Origin of the sequence: Pseudomonas sp. PS02290, from assembly GCF_029960075.1 — a bacterium.
In the GTDB taxonomy this organism is placed as follows: Bacteria; Pseudomonadota; Gammaproteobacteria; order Pseudomonadales; family Pseudomonadaceae; genus Aquipseudomonas.
Window position 1 is genome coordinate 59,927 of the sequence record NZ_JASCOY010000017.1, and the last position, 19,476, is coordinate 79,402.

General features: G+C 60.0%; 24 protein-coding genes. 12 read left to right on the forward strand and 12 right to left on the reverse strand.

Features of this window, described 5'->3' with window-relative positions; genetic code table 11:
- Nucleotides 1-141: 141 nt before the first annotated feature.
- Nucleotides 142-900 carry a Nif3-like dinuclear metal center hexameric protein gene (locus QMX88_RS10770; protein ID WP_192171776.1) on the reverse strand — a complete coding sequence of 253 codons (759 nt, stop codon included), beginning with the start codon at nucleotides 898-900 and terminating at the stop codon, nucleotides 142-144.
- A 98-nt stretch (nucleotides 901-998) separates the two neighbouring features.
- On the opposite strand from QMX88_RS10770, the gene algW reads away from it, so the two are divergent.
- Nucleotides 999-2,165 (forward strand): Do family serine endopeptidase AlgW, encoded by a 1,167-nt coding sequence (gene algW / locus QMX88_RS10775; RefSeq protein WP_282368992.1) that lies wholly within the window; start codon nucleotides 999-1,001, stop codon nucleotides 2,163-2,165.
- Nucleotides 2,166-2,191: 26 nt separating this feature from the next.
- Here the strand turns inward: algW and hisC are convergent, their stop codons facing one another.
- From hisC to QMX88_RS10825, 10 genes are all read right to left on the reverse strand, one after another.
- The gene (gene hisC, locus QMX88_RS10780; RefSeq protein WP_282368994.1) at nucleotides 2,192-3,250 is read right to left on the reverse strand and encodes a histidinol-phosphate transaminase; all 1,059 of its coding nucleotides are present in this window, start codon (nucleotides 3,248-3,250) and stop codon (nucleotides 2,192-2,194) included.
- 2 nt (nucleotides 3,251-3,252) lie between these two features.
- A complete protein-coding gene (gene hisD / locus QMX88_RS10785; RefSeq protein ID WP_282368997.1) occupies nucleotides 3,253-4,581 on the reverse strand; it encodes a histidinol dehydrogenase in 1,329 nt (442 codons plus the stop codon).
- 145 nt (nucleotides 4,582-4,726) lie between these two features.
- Entirely contained in the window at nucleotides 4,727-5,362 is a 636-nt protein-coding gene (hisG, locus tag QMX88_RS10790) for an ATP phosphoribosyltransferase (protein WP_065992096.1), read from the reverse strand.
- A 164-nt stretch (nucleotides 5,363-5,526) separates the two neighbouring features.
- Nucleotides 5,527-6,792 carry a UDP-N-acetylglucosamine 1-carboxyvinyltransferase gene (murA, locus tag QMX88_RS10795; protein WP_122536135.1) on the reverse strand — a complete coding sequence of 422 codons (1,266 nt, stop codon included), beginning with the start codon at nucleotides 6,790-6,792 and terminating at the stop codon, nucleotides 5,527-5,529.
- 23 nt (nucleotides 6,793-6,815) lie between these two features.
- The gene (locus QMX88_RS10800) at nucleotides 6,816-7,055 is read right to left on the reverse strand and encodes a BolA family protein (RefSeq protein ID WP_065992095.1); all 240 of its coding nucleotides are present in this window, start codon (nucleotides 7,053-7,055) and stop codon (nucleotides 6,816-6,818) included.
- A gap of 114 nt (nucleotides 7,056-7,169) precedes the next feature.
- Nucleotides 7,170-7,475: an STAS domain-containing protein gene (locus tag QMX88_RS10805; protein WP_282369005.1), complete on the reverse strand. Its 306-nt coding sequence runs from the start codon at nucleotides 7,473-7,475 to the stop codon at nucleotides 7,170-7,172.
- A complete protein-coding gene (locus tag QMX88_RS10810) occupies nucleotides 7,472-8,125 on the reverse strand; it encodes an MlaC/ttg2D family ABC transporter substrate-binding protein (protein WP_282369007.1) in 654 nt (217 codons plus the stop codon). The genes QMX88_RS10805 and QMX88_RS10810 overlap by 4 nt, the downstream gene beginning before the upstream one ends.
- Nucleotides 8,126-8,136: 11 nt before the next feature.
- Nucleotides 8,137-8,604 (reverse strand): outer membrane lipid asymmetry maintenance protein MlaD, encoded by a 468-nt coding sequence (gene mlaD / locus QMX88_RS10815; RefSeq protein WP_192171783.1) that lies wholly within the window; start codon nucleotides 8,602-8,604, stop codon nucleotides 8,137-8,139.
- Complete coding sequence (mlaE, locus tag QMX88_RS10820; protein ID WP_192171784.1) at nucleotides 8,604-9,401, reverse strand: lipid asymmetry maintenance ABC transporter permease subunit MlaE; 798 nt, start codon at nucleotides 9,399-9,401, stop codon at nucleotides 8,604-8,606. Before mlaE ends, mlaD begins: the two co-directional genes overlap by 1 nt.
- A complete protein-coding gene (locus tag QMX88_RS10825; RefSeq protein ID WP_282369011.1) occupies nucleotides 9,401-10,210 on the reverse strand; it encodes an ATP-binding cassette domain-containing protein in 810 nt (269 codons plus the stop codon). The genes mlaE and QMX88_RS10825 overlap by 1 nt, the downstream gene beginning before the upstream one ends.
- 308 nt (nucleotides 10,211-10,518) lie before the next feature.
- Between QMX88_RS10825 and QMX88_RS10830 the strand changes: the two genes are divergently transcribed.
- The 11 genes from QMX88_RS10830 (at nucleotide 10,519) to QMX88_RS10880 (ending at nucleotide 19,131) form a co-directional block, all read left to right on the forward strand.
- Complete coding sequence (locus QMX88_RS10830) at nucleotides 10,519-11,493, forward strand: KpsF/GutQ family sugar-phosphate isomerase (protein ID WP_282369013.1); 975 nt, start codon at nucleotides 10,519-10,521, stop codon at nucleotides 11,491-11,493.
- On the forward strand, nucleotides 11,494-12,027 hold the full coding sequence (gene kdsC, locus QMX88_RS10835) for a 3-deoxy-manno-octulosonate-8-phosphatase KdsC (RefSeq protein WP_065992081.1): 534 nt from the start codon (nucleotides 11,494-11,496) through the stop codon (nucleotides 12,025-12,027).
- Between the two features lie 10 nt (nucleotides 12,028-12,037).
- Entirely contained in the window at nucleotides 12,038-12,610 is a 573-nt protein-coding gene (gene lptC / locus QMX88_RS10840) for an LPS export ABC transporter periplasmic protein LptC (protein WP_192171786.1), read from the forward strand.
- Complete coding sequence (gene lptA, locus QMX88_RS10845; RefSeq protein ID WP_037014791.1) at nucleotides 12,597-13,139, forward strand: lipopolysaccharide transport periplasmic protein LptA; 543 nt, start codon at nucleotides 12,597-12,599, stop codon at nucleotides 13,137-13,139. The genes lptC and lptA overlap by 14 nt, the downstream gene beginning before the upstream one ends.
- A complete protein-coding gene (gene lptB, locus QMX88_RS10850; RefSeq protein ID WP_074884367.1) occupies nucleotides 13,139-13,864 on the forward strand; it encodes an LPS export ABC transporter ATP-binding protein in 726 nt (241 codons plus the stop codon). The genes lptA and lptB overlap by 1 nt, the downstream gene beginning before the upstream one ends.
- Before the next feature lie 188 nt (nucleotides 13,865-14,052).
- Nucleotides 14,053-15,546, forward strand: a complete 1,494-nt coding sequence (locus tag QMX88_RS10855) for an RNA polymerase factor sigma-54 (protein WP_282369021.1) — start codon at nucleotides 14,053-14,055, stop codon at nucleotides 15,544-15,546.
- Nucleotides 15,547-15,622: 76 nt separating this feature from the next.
- A complete protein-coding gene (hpf, locus tag QMX88_RS10860) occupies nucleotides 15,623-15,931 on the forward strand; it encodes a ribosome hibernation-promoting factor, HPF/YfiA family (RefSeq protein WP_037014798.1) in 309 nt (102 codons plus the stop codon).
- Nucleotides 15,932-15,943: 12 nt separating this feature from the next.
- Nucleotides 15,944-16,408 (forward strand): PTS IIA-like nitrogen regulatory protein PtsN, encoded by a 465-nt coding sequence (ptsN, locus tag QMX88_RS10865; RefSeq protein ID WP_192171788.1) that lies wholly within the window; start codon nucleotides 15,944-15,946, stop codon nucleotides 16,406-16,408.
- Nucleotides 16,409-16,410: 2 nt separating this feature from the next.
- Nucleotides 16,411-17,268: an RNase adapter RapZ gene (gene rapZ, locus QMX88_RS10870; protein ID WP_192171789.1), complete on the forward strand. Its 858-nt coding sequence runs from the start codon at nucleotides 16,411-16,413 to the stop codon at nucleotides 17,266-17,268.
- 16 nt (nucleotides 17,269-17,284) lie between these two features.
- Entirely contained in the window at nucleotides 17,285-17,557 is a 273-nt protein-coding gene (locus QMX88_RS10875; protein ID WP_065992070.1) for an HPr family phosphocarrier protein, read from the forward strand.
- Nucleotides 17,558-17,601: 44 nt separating this feature from the next.
- The gene (locus QMX88_RS10880; protein WP_282369041.1) at nucleotides 17,602-19,131 is read left to right on the forward strand and encodes a sensor domain-containing diguanylate cyclase; all 1,530 of its coding nucleotides are present in this window, start codon (nucleotides 17,602-17,604) and stop codon (nucleotides 19,129-19,131) included.
- Between the two features lie 42 nt (nucleotides 19,132-19,173).
- Here the strand turns inward: QMX88_RS10880 and QMX88_RS10885 are convergent.
- Nucleotides 19,174-19,476, reverse strand: a 303-nt coding sequence (locus QMX88_RS10885) for a PA2169 family four-helix-bundle protein (protein WP_282369043.1), incomplete at its 5' end; no start/stop codon positions are given.

Sequence of the window (19,476 nt, forward strand, 5' to 3'; positions counted from 1 at the left end):
TCACGGGATAACGTACGTGTATGGAGAGCCTGCGGGCTCTATCGAGCGAGGCACTTTATCATGGGGCCTGATTCTATTCAGCGGCGGGGATAGATCGAAACGATCTAACCATATACCTCATGCTTTGGACCCTCAGACGCTTTAAATCGGGTTCGGACAGTCGATGAACAGATGCTCCAGAGCAAAGCGCCGCGCCAGATAATCACCCAGGGCCTGCACACCATAACGCTCGGTGGCGTGATGGCCGGCGGCAATGAAGCTGATGCCGTTTTCCCGGGCGCTGTGAAAGGTCTGCTCGGACGCTTCACCGCTCAAATACAGGTCCACGCCGGCCAGCACGGCTTGATCGATGTAGCCCTGCCCGCCTCCGGTGCACCAGCCGACCCGGCGTATCATGCCGTCGCCTTCGATCAACAGCGGCTCGCGCCCCAGAGCGGTTTGGACGCGGTGGGCGAAATCCCGTGGGGTCATGGCCTCGCTGAGTGAGCCCACCAGCCCGACGATGCGCGGGTTGTCCGGGTCCAGCGGGCCTTCGACGGTGATCTCCAGTTGCTGGGCGAGTTGAACGTTATTGCCTACCTCAGCATGCAAATCGAGAGGCAGGTGATAGGACAGCAGGCTGATGTCGTGTTTGAGCAGCGTCTTCAGCCGACGCTGCTTCATGCCGGTGATGCAGGGATTCTCGCCTTTCCAGAAATAGCCGTGATGCACCAGCACCAGATCCGCATTGGCCTCCACGGCTGCGTCCAGCAACGCCTGACTCGCGGTGACACCGGAGACGATTCGGCTGACCTGCGGCCGGCCCTCGACCTGCAAGCCGTTGGGGCAATAATCCTGAATGCGTGCGCTACCGAGATAGCGGTCCGCTTCTTCCACCAGGGTGCTCAAGGCAACCGCCATAAAAGTCTCCTAAATATGCAGTCCAGACCGTGTCGGTCCTCGTATAATGCCGGCCATTATGGCGCAGCTAGGCGCTTCTACCTTCAGGACTCCGCTCAATGTTCAAAGCGCTGCGTTTTCTCGGCTGGCCCTTGCTCGCTGGTGTGCTTATCGCTTTATTGATTATCCAGCGCTATCCCCAATGGGTTGGGCTGCCAAGCCAGGACGTGAACCTGCAGCAAGCGCCGCAACAGACCTTCGTGCAACAGGGGCCGGTCTCGTACGCGGACGCTGTCAGCAACGCCGCCCCGGCCGTGGCCAATCTGTACACGACCAAGATGGTCAATAACAACAACAAATCCAACCATCCGCTGTTCGACGACCCGCAATTTCGTCGTTTCTTCGGCGACAACCTGCCCAAACAAAAGCGCATGCAGTCGAGCCTGGGTTCGGCGGTGATCATGAGCCCGGAAGGCTACCTGTTGACCAACAACCACGTGACCTCCGGCGCCGACCAGATTGTCGTCGCGCTTAAAGACGGCCGCGAGACGATAGCCAAAGTCGTCGGCAGCGACCCCGAGACCGACCTTGCGGTGCTGAAGATCGACCTCAAGAACCTGCCCTCCATTACCCTTGGCCGTTCCGACGCTATCCGCATCGGCGACGTTGCCCTGGCCATCGGTAACCCGTTCGGCGTTGGCCAGACCGTGACCATGGGCATCATCAGTGCCACCGGCCGAAACCAACTGGGCCTCAACACCTACGAAGACTTCATTCAGACCGACGCGGCGATCAACCCCGGCAACTCGGGCGGCGCGCTGGTGGACGCCAACGGCAACCTGACCGGGATCAACACGGCGATCTTCTCCAAATCCGGTGGCTCGCAGGGAATCGGTTTTGCAATTCCGACCAAGCTGGCCCTGGAGGTGATGAAGTCGATCATCGAACACGGCCAAGTGATTCGCGGCTGGTTGGGCATCGAGGTACAGCCGCTGACTCAGGAGTTGTCGGAATCGTTCGGGCTGAAGGATCGTCCGGGCATCGTGGTCGCCGGGATTTTCCGCGACGGCCCGGCGCAGAAGGCAGGCTTGCAACTGGGTGATGTGATCTTGAGCATCAACGGCGAGCCGGCGGGCGACGGCCGTCGCTCAATGAATCAGGTGGCCCGCACCAAACCCACTGACAAGATTGCCATTCAGGTCATGCGCAACGGCAAGGAATTGAAACTGACCGCCGAAGTGGGCGTGCGTCCACCGCAGACAACGGCGCCTGCGGCGGAGAATTGATCGGTTGCCGTTAGGCAACCGTCAACTCAGTTCGACAAGTCCCCCAACGCATCCACCAGCGCCTGATTCTGTTCGGGCGTGCCGATGGTGATGCGCAGGAATTGCGCGATGCGCGCCTGTTTGAAGTGGCGGACGATCACGCCCTGCTCCCGCACCTTCGCCGCCAGAGCCGCAGCGTCGTGCTGGGGGTGGCGGGCGAAGATGAAGTTCGCGGCCGAGGGCAGCACTTCGAAGCCCTTGCCTTCCAGCTGCTCGACAAGCGCTTCACGGCTGGCAATGACGCGCTGGCAGGTGTGCTCGAAATACTCACGGTCATCGAATGCCGCTGCTGCGCCGACGATTGCCATGCGGTCCAGGGGATACGAGTTAAAGCTGTTCTTGACCCGCTCCAGCGCTTCAATCAGGTCCGGATGCCCCACCGCGAGGCCCACTCGCAACCCGGCGAGGGAGCGCGATTTGGACAGCGTTTGAGTGACCAGCAGGTTCGGATAGCGGTCCACCAGACTGATCGCGGTTTCGCCACCGAAGTCGATATACGCCTCGTCGACGATCACCACTGAATCCGGGCTGTTCTTGAGTATCTGCTCGACGGCATCAAGGGCCAACAGACAGCCCGTGGGTGCATTCGGGTTCGGGAAAATGATGCCGCCATTGGGACGCGCGTAATCTTCGACGCGAATCTGAAACTGCTCGTCCAGCGGCACGGCTTCGTAGTCGACGCCATACAGGCCGCAGTACACCGGATAGAAGCTGTAACTGATGTCCGGGAACAACAGCGGTTTGTCTTGCCGGAAAAAGGCGTTATAGGCGTGAGCCAGCACCTCGTCCGAGCCGTTGCCGAGAAACACGCGATTGGCGTCGACGCCGTAGTAACGCGCTACGGCTTGCTTCAGCACGTCACTGTTGGGATCGGGATACAGGCGCAGGTCGTCACTGACCGCAGCACGCATGGCGTCGATCGCTTTAGGCGACGGGCCATAGGGGTTTTCGTTGGTGTTGAGCTTCACCAGTTTGGTCAGCTTGGGCTGCTCGCCCGGCACATACGGCACCAGGTCGTTGACGAAGGGACTCCAGAATTTGCTCATGCTCAGTTGCCCTCTTGTTCGGTGTCGACGATGCGGTATTCGGCGCTGCGGGCGTGGGCGGTCAATGACTCGCCGCGTGCCAGCACCGAGGCCGTTTTGCCCAGTTCGGACGCGCCCTGCTCCGAGCAGAAAATGATCGATGAGCGTTTCTGGAAATCGTACACGCCCAACGGCGACGAGAACCGTGCGGTGCCCGACGTAGGCAGCACGTGGTTGGGACCGGCGCAGTAGTCGCCCAGCGCTTCGGACGTGTGGCGGCCCATGAAGATCGCGCCGGCGTGGCGAATCTGCGGCAGCCAGGCCTCAGGATCAGCCACCGACAACTCCAGGTGCTCCGGCGCAATCCGGTTGGCGACTTCAATGGCCTGGGTCATGTCGGCTACCTTGATCAAGGCGCCGCGGCCATTGATCGAGGTCTGGATGATTTCCGCACGCTCCATCGTCGGCATCAGTTTGGCGATGCTGGCGGCGACGCGATCAAGGAACTCGGCATCCGGACTGACCAGAATCGCCTGGGCATCTTCATCGTGCTCGGCCTGGGAGAACAGGTCCATGGCGATCCAGTCGGGGTCGGTCTGGCCGTCGCACACCACCAGAATCTCCGACGGGCCGGCGATCATGTCGATGCCCACCTGGCCGAACACGTGACGCTTGGCGGTGGCCACATAAATGTTGCCCGGGCCGACGACTTTGTCCACCTGCGGGACGCTTTCGGTGCCATACGCCAGCGCTGCAACCGCCTGGGCGCCGCCGATGGTGAACACGCGATCGACGCCAGCGATGCAAGCCGCCGCCAGTACCAGCTCGTTGAGCTCACCGCGCGGGGTCGGCACGACCATGACCACCTCGCCTACGCCGGCGACCTTGGCCGGGATGGCGTTCATCAACACCGAAGACGGGTAAGACGCTTTACCGCCCGGCACGTACAGCCCGGCGCGATCCAGCGGCGTGACCTTCTGGCCCAGCACGGTGCCGTCGGCCTCGGTGTAGCTCCAGGAATCCTGCTTCTGCCGCTCGTGGTAACTGCGCACACGGTCAGCCGCTTTTTCGAGGGCCCGACGCTGGGCCGGCGTGATGCGGGTCAGTGCCAGCTCAAGACGCTCGCGCGGCAGAATCAGGTCGGCCATCGACGCAACGTCCAGGCCGTCGAAGCGACGGGTGTATTCCACCAGCGCCGCATCGCCGCGCTCGCGCACGTTCTTGATGATGTCGAGCACACGCTCATTGACCGAGTCGTCAGACACACTTTCCCAGCTCAGCAGATGATCCAGATGACGGGCGAAGTCCGGATCGGCAGCGTTGAGTCGGCGAATAGCGTTGGGAGTGGTCATAGCGTGGGCCTCAATGAATGGCGATTTCTCAGATGCCGCGTATAGGCAGATGCCTAAGCTAGCAAGCCATCCGCGCGGGCACCTGAGAAATTTGGCTATGACACGGATAGCTGGGCGTGATCCTGATGAGGGTCACGCGATGCAGTCAACCGCGGTGTCGCGACTCCACGGCAGTGCGCAGGGTGTCGATCAGCGACTGAATGCGAGCGTGTTGCATTTTCATGGATGCCTTGTTCACCACCAGCCGTGAGCTGATGTGGGCAATCATGTCCTGAGGTTCTAGGCCGTTGGCACGCAGCGTGTTGCCGGTGTCGACGACGTCGATGATCTTGTCCGCCAGGCCTACCAGCGGCGCGAGTTCCATGGAACCGTACAGCTTGATGATGTCGACCTGACGGCCCTGTTCGGCGTAGTAGCGCTTGGCAACATTGACGAACTTGGTCGCCACACGCAGCCGACCCTTGGGTTCGACGGCCCCGACTGCACCTGCAGTCATCAGCTTGCACTGGGCGATTTGCAGGTCGAGCGGCTCATACAGCCCTTGGCCGCCGTATTCCATCAGCACGTCCTTGCCCGCGACGCCGAGATCTGCAGCACCGTGCTCAACGTAGGTCGGCACGTCAGTGGCACGCACGATCAGCAGGCGCACGTCGGCCTGGGTCGTCGGGATGATCAGCTTGCGGCTCTTGTCCGGATTCTCGGTCGGCACAATGCCCGCCGCAGCGAGCAGCGGCAAGGTGTCGTCGAGGATGCGGCCCTTGGACAATGCGATGGTCAACATGGGAAACGTCAGTCCTTATCAGCAGCGCGTGCCGGGTCGCAACTGGCGCCCGACTGCCTCCGGCTCAAGAAGCCAGAGTGGAACGAATCAGAAAATCCTGGCGCTATGGCCAGACACGTCGCCCGCGTCGATCAGATCGACACGGGCGAACGCGCAGCTGCTGACTAGCCCGGAACGCGACGGATCTTCGCGCCCAGCATCTGCAGTTTTTCTTCGATGCACTCATAACCACGGTCGATGTGGTAAATGCGGTCGATCAGCGTGTCGCCTTCGGCCACCAGTGCCGAAATGACCAGGCTCGCCGAAGCACGCAGGTCGGTCGCCATCACTGGCGCGCCCTTGAGCTTGGTGCAGCCGGTGACGATCGCGGTGTTGCCTTCGACCTGGATCTGCGCGCCCATGCGGTGCATTTCATACACATGCATGAAGCGGTTTTCGAAGATCGTCTCGATGACCGCACCCGTGCCTTCGGCGATGGCGTTGAGCGAGATGAACTGCGCCTGCATGTCGGTCGGGAAAGCTGGATACGGTGCAGTGCGCACGTTGACCGCTTTCGGACGCTTGCCGTGCATGTTCAGCTCGATCCAGTCCTTGCCGGTGGTGATCTCGGCGCCGGATTCACGCAGCTTCTCGAGTACCGCTTCGAGAATCGTCGGATCGGTGTCCTTGAGTTTCACACGGCCGCCGGTTGCCGCCGCCGCCACCAGGTAGGTGCCGGTTTCGATACGGTCGGGCATGACCCGATAGGTCGCCGAACCCAGGCGTTTGACGCCATCAATGGTGATGGTGTCGGTACCGGCGCCAGAGACTTTACCGCCCATGGCGTTGATGAAGTTCGCCAGGTCGACGACTTCAGGCTCACGCGCGGCGTTTTGCAGGACGCTGCGGCCGTTTGCCAGGGCAGCGGCCATCATGATGTTCTCGGTGCCCGTCACGCTGACGGTATCGAAGAAGAAGTTGGCGCCACGCAGCCCGCCTTCCGGCGCCTTGGCCTTGATGTAACCGCCTTCGACGTCGATGACCGCGCCCATGGCTTCAAGACCACGGATGTGCAGATCGACCGGACGCGAACCAATGGCGCAACCGCCAGGCAGTGCCACTTCGGCTTCACCGAAGCGGGCAACCATTGGCCCCAGAACGAGGATCGACGCACGCATGGTTTTCACCAGCTCGTACGGAGCGACCAGGGTCTTGATGGTGCGCGGGTCGATTTCGACGCTGAGCTTCTCGTCGATGATCGGCTCGATGCCCATGCGACCGAACAGCTCGATCATGGTGGTGATGTCGTGCAGGTGCGGCAGGTTGGCGACGGTCACAGGACCATCAGCCAGCAGCGTGGCTGCGAGAATCGGCAGGGCAGAGTTTTTCGCCCCGGAGATGCGGATTTCGCCATCAAGACGAATGCCGCCAGTAATAATCAGTTTGTCCATTGGAATCTCGACGCCGTGTTGGCTCAGGTGCGCTCGGCCCACGCAGCGCGGCTGAAAAATTTCATGGTGACCGCGTGGATGCTGCCATCGGCGATCCATGGGTTCAAATGCGTGTAAATCTGCTGCTGGCGCTTGACCGGGCTCAGTGCGGCCAGTTCGTCGCTGATCACGTTCAGCTGGAAATTACAGCCTTCGCCTTCAACTTCGACCTGGATATCTGGCAACTTAGCTTCCAGGAAGCTTTTAACTTCTACGGCCTGCATGCTTAACCTCAATCGGCGCCCTACGCGCGCGGGTCGGCCATCATACAAAAAAGCCCTCTCGTTGCGAACCCTACTTTGCAGGGGCCGGACGAGGGGCTTGATCGATGAAAGCAATTAATGATGCTGCAACAGCTCGGTCAGGCCGGAGACCTGGGCGATTTCCTGCATGTCTTCAGGCAACGCGCGGACGGTGACTGACTTGCCTGCGGCCTGCGCATCACGCATGAACGCAAGGAGCAAAGCCAGGCCGACACTGCTGGACTTTTCGACGCCGGAGCAATCGAGCGTCAGGGCTGCAGCGGTATTTGACTTGATCAGCGCCGCGCCCTGCTCACGCAAAGCCGGGCCGGTCCGATAGTCGATCACGCCGGAGAGCATCAGCTCTCCGCCGCCAGCGGCAGTTACGGACGCTTGACTCATTTGACGACCTTGTCGCTGGAGCTTTCCGAGGTCTGCTTGGCCTTGGCGACTTCGCCAGCCCAACCGTCGATGGTTTTGTCCAGGTTGTTACCGTTGCGCTGCATGGCGTCAGCGAACTGATCGCGGAACAGCTTGCCGATGTTGATGCCGTTGATGATCACGTTACGCACTTTCCACTCACCGCCGATTTTGACGAGGGTGTAGGAAACAGGGTAGACCGCGCCGTTGTTGCCCTTGACCGACATGTCGACGGACGTGCGATCGGCCGCTTCCTGCTTGGCCGGGGAAACGGTGATGCCCTGGTTGTTGTACTCGAGCAGCGCGTTGCCATAGAACTGGATCAGGCTGCGCTTGAAGTTTTCCTGGAAGCGCTGCATCTGCGCCGGGGTGGCGTTGCGCGAATACTTCACGGTCATGATGCTTTTGGAGATGCCGTCAGCGTCGATAACCGGGCCAACGATGCCGTTAAGTGCATCGTAGAAGGCTTGCGGATTGGACTTGTAGGTTTCCTTGTTGGCGGACAGGTCAGCCAGCAATTGCTTGGTGGTGCGATCAACCAGATCGTGAGCGGAATCGGACGCGGCTGCGTTAGCAAACAAAGGCAGGGCGGCCAGTAGCACCAGAAGGCCACGGCGCAGAATCGAGATCATGAAAAAACTCCTCATTTGGCGTCTTTGCCCACTGAATTGAGCAGGAATTTACCGATCAGGTCTTCGAGTACCAACGAGGACTGGGTGTCATGGATGACGCCGCCGTCTTTCAACAGTTGGTCATCGCCACCGACACTGATGCCGATGTATTTTTCACCCAGCAGGCCTGCGGTCAGAATGGAAGCGGTGGAATCCGAAGGCAGGTTGTTGACCCGCTTGTTCACTTCCATCGTCACACGCCCCGTGAAGGTATCGTGATCCAGATCGATTGCAGTGACCTTGCCAATGTTCACACCGGCCATGGTCACTTTCGCTCTGACAGTCAAACCGGCGATATTGTCGAAATTTGCGTAAAGTTTATAAGTGTCGGTGTTGGCGCTGGCGCTCAGACCGCTGACGCGCAGGGCGAGCAGGAGCAAAGCCAGGATCCCGGCCAGCAGAAACAGGCCTACACCGGTTTCGAGGGTGCGGTTTTGCATCAGAAGTCTCCAAACATCAAGGCGGTCATAATAAAGTCCAGGCCCAGTACGGCCAATGAGGCGTAGACCACGGTCTTGGTCGTGGCGCGACTGATCCCTTCGGACGTGGGCTCGCAGTCATAGCCCTGGAACACGGCAATCCAGGTGACGACAAAAGCGAACACGACGCTCTTGATGACACCGTTGAGTACATCATCGGAAAACGAAACGCTGTTCTGCATGTTGGCCCAGAAGGAGCCTTCATAGACGCCCAGCCAGTCGACCGCCACCCACGAACCACCCCAGATGCCGACCACGCTGAAAATCAGCGCCAGCACTGGCAGCGAGATGAAGCCTGCCCACAGACGCGGTGCAACGATGTACTTGAGCGGGTCAACACCAATCATTTCGAGACTGGACAGCTGCTCGGTGGATTTCATGTTGCCGATTTCAGCGGTAAGCGCAGAGCCTGCACGACCGGCGAACAATAGAGCAGTGACCACCGGACCGAGTTCACGCAGCAACGTCAGGGCAACCATCTGCCCCACAGCCTGCTCGGAGCCGTACTTGGCGAGAATGCTGAAACCTTGCAGCGCCAGCACCATGCCGATGAACACCCCGGACACGACGATGATGGCCAGAGACATGACGCCCACCGAGTGCAACTGACGAACCAGCAGCTGAAAACCGCCGCCGATGCCGCCGCGCCCAAGCAACGCATGAACCAGAAAAATCCCTGAACGACCCAGCACTGCAACCATATCGATCGTCGAACGCCCCATCAGGCGTACGCGATCCATTAAAGACTTTCTGCGCATCAGCGCTTCCCCAAAAGATCGTCGCGATAATCCGGCGCCGGATAATGGAAAGGCACCGGCCCGTCGGGATCGCCCGTCATGAACTGACGTATACGAGGGTTATCCGACTCCATCAGTTCCTGCGGCGTGCCCTGCCCCAGCACCTGACCGTCACCGACGACATATAAATAGTCGGCGATGCTGGCGGTCTCGGCGAGGTCGTGGGACACCACGATACTGGTGATACCCAGCGCATCATTGAGCAGCCGGATGAGCCGAACCAGTACGCCCATGGCGATAGGGTCCTGCCCCACGAAGGGTTCGTCATACATGAGGATCTGGGGATCCAGCGCGATGGCGCGCGCCAGCGCAACACGGCGCTTCATGCCACCTGAGAGTTCGTCGGGCATCAGATCGACTGCGCCACGAAGTCCGACCGCCTGCAGTTTCAGCAGGACGATGTCGCGGATCATGTCTTCAGGCAGCTTGGTGTGAACCCGCAGCGGGAACGCCACGTTTTCGAAAACGTCGAGATCGGTGAACAGCGCGCCGCTCTGAAAGAGCACGCCCATCTGCTTGCGCGCATCGAAAAGATCGCTGCGCGAGAGTCTCGGCAAATTCTGGCCATTGACCCAGACTTCACCTGCGCTCGGACGCAGTTGTGCTCCCATCAATCGCAGCAGAGTGGTTTTGCCACTGCCCGACGGCCCCATGATGCCGGTGACTTTGCCCCGGGGGATGCGGATGTCCACATTATTGAAGATGCTGCGCGCACCGCGCTTGAAGGAAACGCCCTTCAGCTCGACCGCGTAGGCGTTATCGGCACTCATCTAAACTCCTTGCGATGCAACCTGTCTCTCAGATGCCGCGTTCTTGACGAACGACACACTTTTGGAGGGGCCGAACAAGCGGCGGACTATACCACCGCTGTCGCACGCCGCCCAAGCTCCAACGTGTCGAGTCGCAAACAAAGAAGGGTATTAAGGACGGTGTGGAATTTTCGTACCCACCGCCAGCCTTTATCACGCTGTTGCTGAAGGACGTCTCCGTTCATTAAACAAACAGCAACGATGAAGCGTGAGGCTTTTGAACATTGCCGCTATAATCCCCGGCCTTTCACCATGCGACCCCTTCCGATATGTCCAATGCGCGCAACCTGATTGAATCGGCACAGAGCACCATCCGCCTTGAAATAGAAGCCGTGGAAGGTTTGCTTGCGCATATAGATGCCGATTTCGTCAACGCGTGCGACATGATTCTGGGCAGTCAGGGCCGCGTGGTCGTGGTAGGCATGGGCAAGTCGGGGCATATCGGCAAGAAGATCGCCGCTACGCTGGCCAGCACCGGCACCCCGTCCTTTTTCGTGCACCCCGCCGAGGCCAGCCACGGCGACATGGGCATGATCACCAGCGCCGATATTATTCTGGCCCTGTCCAATTCGGGCACCACGGCCGAAATCGTCACGTTGCTGCCGCTGATCAAGCGGCTGGGCATCAAGATGATCAGCCTCACTGGCAACCCGGAATCAACACTGGCCAAGGCCGCTGACGTCAACCTCAATGCGCGGGTCGAAAAAGAAGCCTGCCCGTTGAATCTGGCGCCCACCTCCTCCACCACCGCGGCGCTGGTCATGGGCGACGCCCTGGCCGTTGCGCTGCTGGACGCCAGAGGCTTCACCGCCGAAGACTTCGCGTTTTCCCATCCGGGCGGTGCGCTGGGTCGTCGGCTGCTGCTGAAGGTCGAGCATGTCATGCACACTGGCGCCAACCTGCCGCAGGTTGCGCGCGGCACGCCGCTTCGCGATTCGCTGATGGAAATGACCCGCAAGGGGCTTGGCATGACCGCCATCCTCGAGAGCGACGGCCGGCTTGCCGGTATCTTCACGGACGGCGACCTGCGTCGCACCCTGGATCGCCCGATCGACATACGCCAGGCGACCATCGATGAAGTCATGACCGTCCACGGCAAGACCGTGCGCCCGGAAATGCTCGCGGCCGAAGCCTTGAAAATCATGGAAGACAACAAGATCGGCGCACTCATCGTGGTCGACGAGAACGATCGCCCGGTTGGCGCGTTCAATCTTCAAGACCTGCTCCGCGCAGGAGTCATGTAAATGAGCGCCGATATGAATGACCTGATGCAACGCGGCAAGAACATCAAACTGGCGATCTTCGACGTCGATGGCGTACTCACCGACGGACGCCTGTATTTCCTCGAAGACGGCAGTGAATTCAAGACCTTCAACACCCTCGACGGCCAGGGCATCAAGATGCTCATCAACTCGGGTGTGACGACTGCCATCATCAGCGGACGCAAGACCCCCGTGGTTGAGCGGCGCGCGAAGAACCTCGGCATCGCGCACCTTTATCAGGGCCGCGAAGACAAACTCGTGGTCCTCGACGAGCTTTTGCAGCAACTGAATCTAAGCTACGAGCAGGTCGCGTATCTGGGCGACGATTTGCCTGATCTGCCGGTCATTCGCCGGGTGGGCCTGGGCATGGCTGTTGCCAATGCCGCCAGCTTTGTCCGCGAGCATGCCGACGGCATTACCCAGGCACGTGGCGGCGAAGGCGCTGCCCGCGAATTCTGCGAGTTGATCCTGAAGGCTCAGGGCAACCTCGAAGCGGCTCACGCCGCCTACCTATAGAAGTGCATTTATGCTGAGCAAAAAGTTTCGAACGTTTCTGCTGTTCGGTGTGCTGGCACTGCTGCTGGCAGCGGTCGGCTACTGGAACATCAGTCCGGAAAGCTTTCTCGATCAACCCAAGGCTGCCGTCGATGAAAGCGCTGTCGATTACTACGCGACCAACGCCCACAGTATTCAGTACCTGCCCGACGGGACCATGCAGTACGACATGACCGCGGACAAGGTCGAGCACTTGAAAGCCACCGACGTCACCCTGATGACCACGCCGGTGCTGCAGATGTATCGAGGTTCTACCTTCCCGTGGCACGTACAGAGCGTTCGCGCCGAAGTGTCGCCGGGGGGCGATCACGTCGAGCTGATCGACTCGGTGCGCATCAACCGCACCGACGAAAAAGACCGCACCACCATCATCACCAGCAGCCGCATGACTGTATTCCCGCAGAAGCAATATGCGGAGACTGCCCAACCCGTTAGAATCGACGGCCTTGGCGGTGTAACGACCGGCACGGGTATGAAAGCGTATCTGAAAGAAAGCAGGATGAACCTGCTATCCAACGTAAGAGGACAGTATGAGGCTCGTTAAAACCCTTCCTTTTTTGCTCGGCCTGGGCGCAGCACTGGGAAGCGCGAGCGCCTGGTCTCTGCCGACGGATCGCGATCAACCCATCCACATCCAGTCGGATGACGCGCAGCTGGACGACAAGCAAGGCATCGCCACCTACAAAGGCAATGTCATCATCACCCAGGGCACGATGAAGATCACCGGCAACACCGTGACCATCACCCGTACACCGCAAGGCGACGTGGACGTGTTCACGTCCGTGGGCAACCTGGCCTACTACGAGCAGAAGCCATCGGTGGACAAGCCGATCGTTCAGGCCTGGGGCGTCACTATTCAGTACTTCGCGGCCCAGAACCGCATCGTGCTGATCGACAAGGCCAAAGTGGTCAACGACGGCAACACGTCCGAAGGCGAGAAAATCGTCTATGACACCGTCAAGCAGGTCGTGAACGCCGGTCGTGCCAATGGCACCAAGGTCACCGCACCACGCCCTCGTATCGACATGGTCATCCAGCCGAAAAAGAAAACCGACCAGCAGAAGGCCCAGTAATGGCGACGCTGAAAGCCCAGCACCTGGCCAAGGCCTATAAAAGCCGCCAGGTCGTACGTGACGTCAGCCTGTCCATCGAGAGCGGCCAGATCGTCGGCCTGCTTGGCCCCAACGGCGCCGGCAAGACCACCTGTTTCTACATGATCGTCGGCCTGGTTCAAGCGGATCAGGGTCGCGTCCTGATCGACGACCAGGACGTCAGCCATCAGCCGATGCACGGCCGTGCACGCGCCGGTATTGGCTACCTGCCACAAGAAGCGTCGATCTTCCGCAAGCTCTCCGTCTCGGACAACATCATGGCGATCCTGGAGACCCGCAAGGAGCTCGATCGCGCTGCCCGCCGCAAGGAGCTGGAAAGCCTGCTGCAGGAATTCCACATCACCCACATTCGCGACAACCTGGGCATGAGCCTGTCGGGCGGTGAACGTCGCCGTGTGGAAATCGCACGCGCCCTCGCCACTTCGCCGAAATTCATTCTCCTCGACGAACCCTTCGCCGGTGTTGACCCTATTTCCGTGGGCGACATCAAGCAGATCATTCACCACCTCAAGGCCAAAGGGATCGGCGTGCTGATCACCGACCACAACGTGCGTGAGACGCTGGATATCTGCGAAACCGCTTACATCGTCAACGATGGACAGCTGATTGCCGAAGGCGACGCCGAATCCATCCTGGCCAACCAGTTGGTCAAGGAAGTGTATCTGGGTCACGAGTTCCGCCTGTAACCGCAGTGATGACATGAGGTTGTGCGGCTCCCGCAATGTGCGCCATCGCCAACCTCGTTTTTTAATTGTCATCACACTCTAGGCAAACCCTCCAGCTTCAGGCATATAATTTGCTTAAGTTGGCGCCCTCGGCGCCCTGCTAGTAAATGGCGCGCAGTGCGCCGGCGAATAAGGTGTTAAGCCCTGCCATGAAACCTTCGCTAGTCTTGAGAATGGGCCAGCAGCTGACGATGACACCTCAGCTGCAACAGGCAATCCGATTGCTTCAGTTGTCGACGCTGGATCTCCAACAGGAGATTCAGGAGGCGCTGGAGTCGAACCCGATGCTGGAACGGCAGGAGGAAGGCGACGATTTCGACAACGCCGACCCCTTGGCGGATAACGTAGAGCAAAAGCCCAACGCTGATGTTCAGGGACCCACCTACCAGGAATCGGCGCCTACCGTCGACAATCTGGAGGACGGCGACTGGAACGAGCGCATTCCCAACGAGCTGCCCGTCGACACCGCGTGGGAAGACGTCTATCAGACCAGTGCCAGCAGCCTGCCCAGCAACGACGATGACGAGTGGGATTTCACCACCCGCACCTCCGTTGGCGAGAGCCTGCAAAGCCACCTGCTGTGGCAACTCAACCTGGCGCCAATGTCGGACACCGATCGCCTGATCGCCGTGACGCTGATCGACTGCATCAACAATCAGGGCTACCTCGACGAAACACTCGAAGAAATGCTCGACGCCTTCGACCCTGAGCTCGATATCGAGCTGGACGAAATCGAAGCCGTTCTGCACCGCATTCAGCAGTTCGAGCCTGCCGGCATCGGCGCTCGCAACCTGAGTGAATGCCTGCTGCTGCAGCTTCGCCAGCTGCCCGCCAAAACCAAGTGGCTGGCGGAAGCGCAGAAGCTGGTCAGTGACTACATCGATCTGCTCGGCAGCCGCGACTACGCGCAACTGATGCGCCGCATGAAGCTCAAGGAAGACGACCTGCGTCAGGTCATCGAACTGGTCCAGAGCCTCAATCCGCGCCCCGGCTCGCAGATCGAGTCCAGCGAAGCCGAATACGTCGTGCCTGACGTCATCGTGCGCAAGGACAACGAGCGCTGGCTGGTGGAGCTGAACCAGGAATCCGTGCCGCGCCTGCGGGTCAATCCGCAGTACGCAGGTTTTGTGCGTCGCGCCGATACCAGTGCCGACAACACGTTCATGCGCAATCAGCTGCAGGAAGCTCGCTGGTTCATCAAGAGCCTGCAGAGCCGCAACGAGACGCTGATGAAGGTGGCCACGCAAATCGTCGAACACCAGCGAGGCTTCCTTGAGTACGGTGACGAAGCCATGAAGCCCCTCGTTCTGCATGACATCGCGGAAGCGGTCGGCATGCACGAATCGACGATCTCCCGGGTGACCACGCAGAAGTTCATGCACACCCCGCGCGGGATCTACGAACTCAAATATTTCTTTTCCAGCCACGTCAGCACCTCCGAAGGCGGCGAATGCTCGTCCACGGCGATTCGCGCGATCATCAAAAAACTGGTCGCTGCGGAAAATCAGAAAAAGCCGTTGAGTGACAGCAAGATCGCTGGTTTACTGGAAGCACAAGGCATTCAAGTGGCCCGTCGCACAGTCGCCAAGTACCGCGAATCCCTTGGGATCTCGCCGTCCAGCGAACGCAAGCGACTGATGTAAAGGTCACACGTCAAAGCGTTCCAGTGGCAGGCATTACGCCTGCCTCTTAATGCACTGGCAACGAAGGAGAAGCTGTATGCAAGTCAACATCAGTGGACACCAGCTGGAAGTGACTGAACCTCTGCGTACCTACATCGGCGAGAAACTCGCCCGATTGGAACGCCACTTTGACAAGATCACGAATGTGCAGGTCACCATGGAGGTCGAGAAGCTCAAGCAGAAAATCGAAGCCACCTTGCACGTTCCTGGCGCTGAAGTGGTTGCCAACGCCGAACACGACGACATGTACGCAGCCATTGACCTGCTTGCCGACAAGCTTGACCGCCAACTCAAAAAACATAAGGAAAAACAGCAAAGTCTGCTGCAAGGCGCGACTGCTCGCTGACACTCCCCACCCATGATCCGACTTGAAAATATCCTGACCCCTGGCCGTTCACTCGTGAACGTGCCAGGCGGCAGCAAAAAAGCCGTACTCCAGAACATCGCCAAAATGATCGGCACGCAAGTGCCTGATCTGGATGAGCAGGTCGTGTTTGACAGCCTCATTGCCCGTGAAAAGCTCGGCTCCACCGGATTCGGTAATGGCATTGCCATTCCCCACTGCCGCCTGAAGGGCTGCTCAACGCCTGTCAGCGCCGTACTGCATCTGGAAAAACCCATCGATTTCGACGCCATCGACGGCGCACCGGTTGACCTGCTGTTTGTGTTGCTGGTCCCGGAAGCGGCCACCGATGCTCACCTTGAATTGCTGCGCCAGATCGCCAGCATGCTCGACCGTGATGATGTGCGTAAGCGCCTGCGCGGTGCCAAAACCGACGAAGAGCTCTACAGCGTCGTGCTCGACGTCCAGAACGGTCACTGATCATGCGGATGATCATCGTCAGCGGCCGCTCCGGCTCCGGCAAGAGCACGGCCCTCGATGTCCTTGAAGACAGCGGTTTCTACTGCGTCGACAATCTGCCCGCCGGCCTGCTTCCAGAGCTGGCGGAGCGCGCGCTGATCAACACCGAACTGGCTGAGCCCCTGCTGGCGGTCTCGATCGACGCGCGCAATCTGCCCAGTCACCTGACGCGATTCCCGCGCATGCTCGCCGAAGTTCGGGCCCGGCACATCCAGTGCGACGTGCTGTTTCTCGACGCCGATGAAGCCACCCTGCTAAAGCGCTTTTCAGAGACCCGCCGTCGTCACCCGCTGAGCACGGCAACCCGCTCGCTGGCCGAAGCGATTCGTGACGAAAAAACCCTGCTCGGTCCGATCATCGACCTGGCTGATCTGACGGTCGACACCACGCACCTGAATCTCTACCAGCTGCGCGACATTCTCAAACTGCGCCTGCTGAACAAACCCGAGCCGGGCACTGCCTTCCTCATCGAATCCTTCGGCTTCAAGCGCGGCATGCCCGTGGACGCCGATCTGGTGTTCGACGTGCGCTGCCTGCCGAACCCGTACTGGAAGCCCGAGCTGCGCGAGCAGTCCGGCCTCGACAAGCCGGTTGCCGATTACCTCGCGGCTCAACCGGACGTCGAAGAAATGTTCCAGGACATCTTTTCGTACCTCAATAAGTGGTTGCCGCGCTTCGCCGCCAGCAACCGCGCCTACGTCACTATTGCCATTGGCTGCACCGGCGGGCACCACCGCTCCGTCTACCTGACCGAACGTCTGGGTCAGGTGCTGCAGCAATCGCTCAAGAATGTTCAGGTCCGCCACCGCGACCTAAGCTGAAAGGACCTCCATCGCGATGCCCGCTCTAGAAATCACCATCATCAACAAGCTGGGTCTGCACGCCCGGGCCGCCGCCAAATTCGTGGGCGTCGCCGGCAAGTACCCTTGCCAGATCAGGGTAGGTCGCACGCCGGAGACCATGGTCGACGGCAAAAGCATCATGGCCGTCATGATGCTCGCGGCCGGCAAGGGCACCCTGATTCACTTGGCCACCGAAGGTGAAGAAGCCGATGCCGCGCTGGCAGGACTGGTCGAACTGATCAATAACAAGTTCGACGAAGGCGAATAAGCCTTACCGCTGCCCGACGCGTCCATTACCGTCAGAGATGAGCGATGCCACTGACAGCCATGCCTCCATTAGCGCGAGGGGTCAGATCAAGGTCCGAGAAGATGCTGATGCTGGGGAGCACCCTGGCGGTGGCAGCCATCTTAGCCATCGTGACTTCGTTGCTGTTTCGGGAGCTGGGCACGGCCAACGAAGCCGCCGTGCGCTCCGCAAACAACGTGGTGCAGTTGATCGACGCAGATGTGCAGCGTAACGCCGAGCTGTACGACACCTCACTTCAGGGCCTGATCACTGCATGGCGACGACCCGACGTGATGACGATCTCGCCGGAGTTACGGCAACTGGTGCTCTTCGACCGGGCCACGGCGGCGCCCTTTAAGGGCGATGTGGTGCTGCTGGATGAAACCGGGCGCATCGTCGCCGACTCCACCTCGCTGACGCCTCGGCTGGACAACTTTTCCGACCGGCCGGGCTTTCAGAAACACCGGGACAGCGGTTCGCTGGCGCTGGTGGTCGACGGGCCCTTCCTGTCACGCTGGGGCTTCAACGACCTGTGCATCAGTTTCAGTCGCCGCCTCCCCTCCGACAACGGCCAGTTCGTCGGCATTGCCAGTGCATCAATGCGCCTGTCGTACTTCGATCAACTGTTTCGCACCCTGGACATCGGCCCCACGAGCACCGTCAACCTGCTCAGCGCGGATGGCGTGATGCTGGCCCGGCAACCCGATGACAACAACCGGACCTTCATCGGCCAGAACTTCAGCATGCGGCCCAACTTCAAACGCATTCTCAGAGAGGTAAACGGCAGCTTTGCGGCGGTGTCCGAGCTCGACGGCGCACAGCGGCTTTACACCTTCTCACGGGTTGGAGATTTGCCGTTGATCGTCGTGGTCGCTCAATCGCGGGACGATGTCTACGCCTTGTGGAAACGCAACGCGTTGCTGGTGGCGGGCGCCACCGGTTTGCTGTGCATCGGGATTCTCTGGCTGTCGTGGCTATTGGGCCGCCAGCTGCGCCTGCGCCAGAACGCCGAACGCGAGCTGGCCGCGCTGGCGTCAACGGACGGGCTGACCGGTCTGGCCAATCGGCGCAGGCTGGACCAAGTGCTCAAGCAGGAGTGGGCTCGCGGGATGCGTTCGGGAAGGCCCTTGGCGTTGCTGATGATCGACGTGGACCACTTCAAGGCGTTCAATGACCGGCACGGGCATCATGGCGGCGACGTCGCCTTGCGCAGCGTTGCCCAGACACTGGCCGCCAGTATCCGCAGGCCCGGTGACCTGGCCGCGCGTTACGGCGGTGAGGAATTCATGGTGGTGCTTCCGGAAACCGACAAGGCAGGTGCCTGTGTCATTGCAGACAAGCTGCGCCTGGCGATTGAAGCGCTGCCGGCGTTCGCTGACGACACAGCGCCCATCACTGTCAGCATCGGTGTCGCCACGCATCTGCCGGTAAACCATGACGTGCCCGAGCTGCTGTTTCAGGCCGCGGACCGGGCCCTATACCGCGCCAAGAAAAATGGCAGGAATTGCGTGGAATTCGAACCTTATGTCGCGCCCTCCACCGAACTGCAGGCATAAAAAAACGCCAGACTGGCTGGCGTTTTTTCGAGCGGCTAAAAATTACTTGTTGGCAGCACGAACGGTGTCACGCAGGGCTTTGACCTTGTCGTGGTTCGCTTGCACGCCCTGCAGCTGACGCTGGATCAGGGTAGTGACGTTGACTGGGAGGTTCTTCTCAGTCGCTTCCTGGGCGGCCTTTTTGTAAGCCTTCAGCGCGTGATCTTCACCGCTTTCGACTTCATTCAGGACTGCTTCGTCGTTCTTGCCACTCAAAGCGCTTTTCAGGTTGACCCAAAGACGGTGTGCGCCGCCAGCAATGCTGGAGGAGTCTTCTGGATCGCCGCCCAGTGCACGCACTTCAGC

Excerpts from the sequence above, each read along its gene's own strand:
- QMX88_RS10770 (WP_192171776.1), bottom strand. The coding sequence starts at position 900 with ATGGCGGTTGCCTTGAGCACCCTGGTGGAAGAAGCGGACCGCTATCTC.
- algW (WP_282368992.1), top strand. The coding sequence starts at position 999 with ATGTTCAAAGCGCTGCGTTTTCTCGGCTGGCCCTTGCTCGCTGGTGTG.
- hisC (WP_282368994.1), bottom strand. The coding sequence starts at position 3,250 with ATGAGCAAATTCTGGAGTCCCTTCGTCAACGACCTGGTGCCGTATGTG.
- hisD (WP_282368997.1), bottom strand. The coding sequence starts at position 4,581 with ATGACCACTCCCAACGCTATTCGCCGACTCAACGCTGCCGATCCGGAC.
- hisG (WP_065992096.1), bottom strand. The coding sequence starts at position 5,362 with ATGTTGACCATCGCATTGTCCAAGGGCCGCATCCTCGACGACACCTTG.
- murA (WP_122536135.1), bottom strand. The coding sequence starts at position 6,792 with ATGGACAAACTGATTATTACTGGCGGCATTCGTCTTGATGGCGAAATC.
- QMX88_RS10800 (WP_065992095.1), bottom strand. The coding sequence starts at position 7,055 with ATGCAGGCCGTAGAAGTTAAAAGCTTCCTGGAAGCTAAGTTGCCAGAT.
- QMX88_RS10805 (WP_282369005.1), bottom strand. The coding sequence starts at position 7,475 with ATGAGTCAAGCGTCCGTAACTGCCGCTGGCGGCGGAGAGCTGATGCTC.
- QMX88_RS10810 (WP_282369007.1), bottom strand. The coding sequence starts at position 8,125 with ATGATCTCGATTCTGCGCCGTGGCCTTCTGGTGCTACTGGCCGCCCTG.
- mlaD (WP_192171783.1), bottom strand. The coding sequence starts at position 8,604 with ATGCAAAACCGCACCCTCGAAACCGGTGTAGGCCTGTTTCTGCTGGCC.
- mlaE (WP_192171784.1), bottom strand. The coding sequence starts at position 9,401 with ATGCGCAGAAAGTCTTTAATGGATCGCGTACGCCTGATGGGGCGTTCG.
- QMX88_RS10825 (WP_282369011.1), bottom strand. The coding sequence starts at position 10,210 with ATGAGTGCCGATAACGCCTACGCGGTCGAGCTGAAGGGCGTTTCCTTC.
- QMX88_RS10830 (WP_282369013.1), top strand. The coding sequence starts at position 10,519 with ATGTCCAATGCGCGCAACCTGATTGAATCGGCACAGAGCACCATCCGC.
- kdsC (WP_065992081.1), top strand. The coding sequence starts at position 11,494 with ATGAGCGCCGATATGAATGACCTGATGCAACGCGGCAAGAACATCAAA.
- lptC (WP_192171786.1), top strand. The coding sequence starts at position 12,038 with ATGCTGAGCAAAAAGTTTCGAACGTTTCTGCTGTTCGGTGTGCTGGCA.
- lptA (WP_037014791.1), top strand. The coding sequence starts at position 12,597 with ATGAGGCTCGTTAAAACCCTTCCTTTTTTGCTCGGCCTGGGCGCAGCA.
- lptB (WP_074884367.1), top strand. The coding sequence starts at position 13,139 with ATGGCGACGCTGAAAGCCCAGCACCTGGCCAAGGCCTATAAAAGCCGC.
- QMX88_RS10855 (WP_282369021.1), top strand. The coding sequence starts at position 14,053 with ATGAAACCTTCGCTAGTCTTGAGAATGGGCCAGCAGCTGACGATGACA.
- hpf (WP_037014798.1), top strand. The coding sequence starts at position 15,623 with ATGCAAGTCAACATCAGTGGACACCAGCTGGAAGTGACTGAACCTCTG.
- ptsN (WP_192171788.1), top strand. The coding sequence starts at position 15,944 with ATGATCCGACTTGAAAATATCCTGACCCCTGGCCGTTCACTCGTGAAC.
- rapZ (WP_192171789.1), top strand. The coding sequence starts at position 16,411 with ATGCGGATGATCATCGTCAGCGGCCGCTCCGGCTCCGGCAAGAGCACG.
- QMX88_RS10875 (WP_065992070.1), top strand. The coding sequence starts at position 17,285 with ATGCCCGCTCTAGAAATCACCATCATCAACAAGCTGGGTCTGCACGCC.
- QMX88_RS10880 (WP_282369041.1), top strand. The coding sequence starts at position 17,602 with ATGCCACTGACAGCCATGCCTCCATTAGCGCGAGGGGTCAGATCAAGG.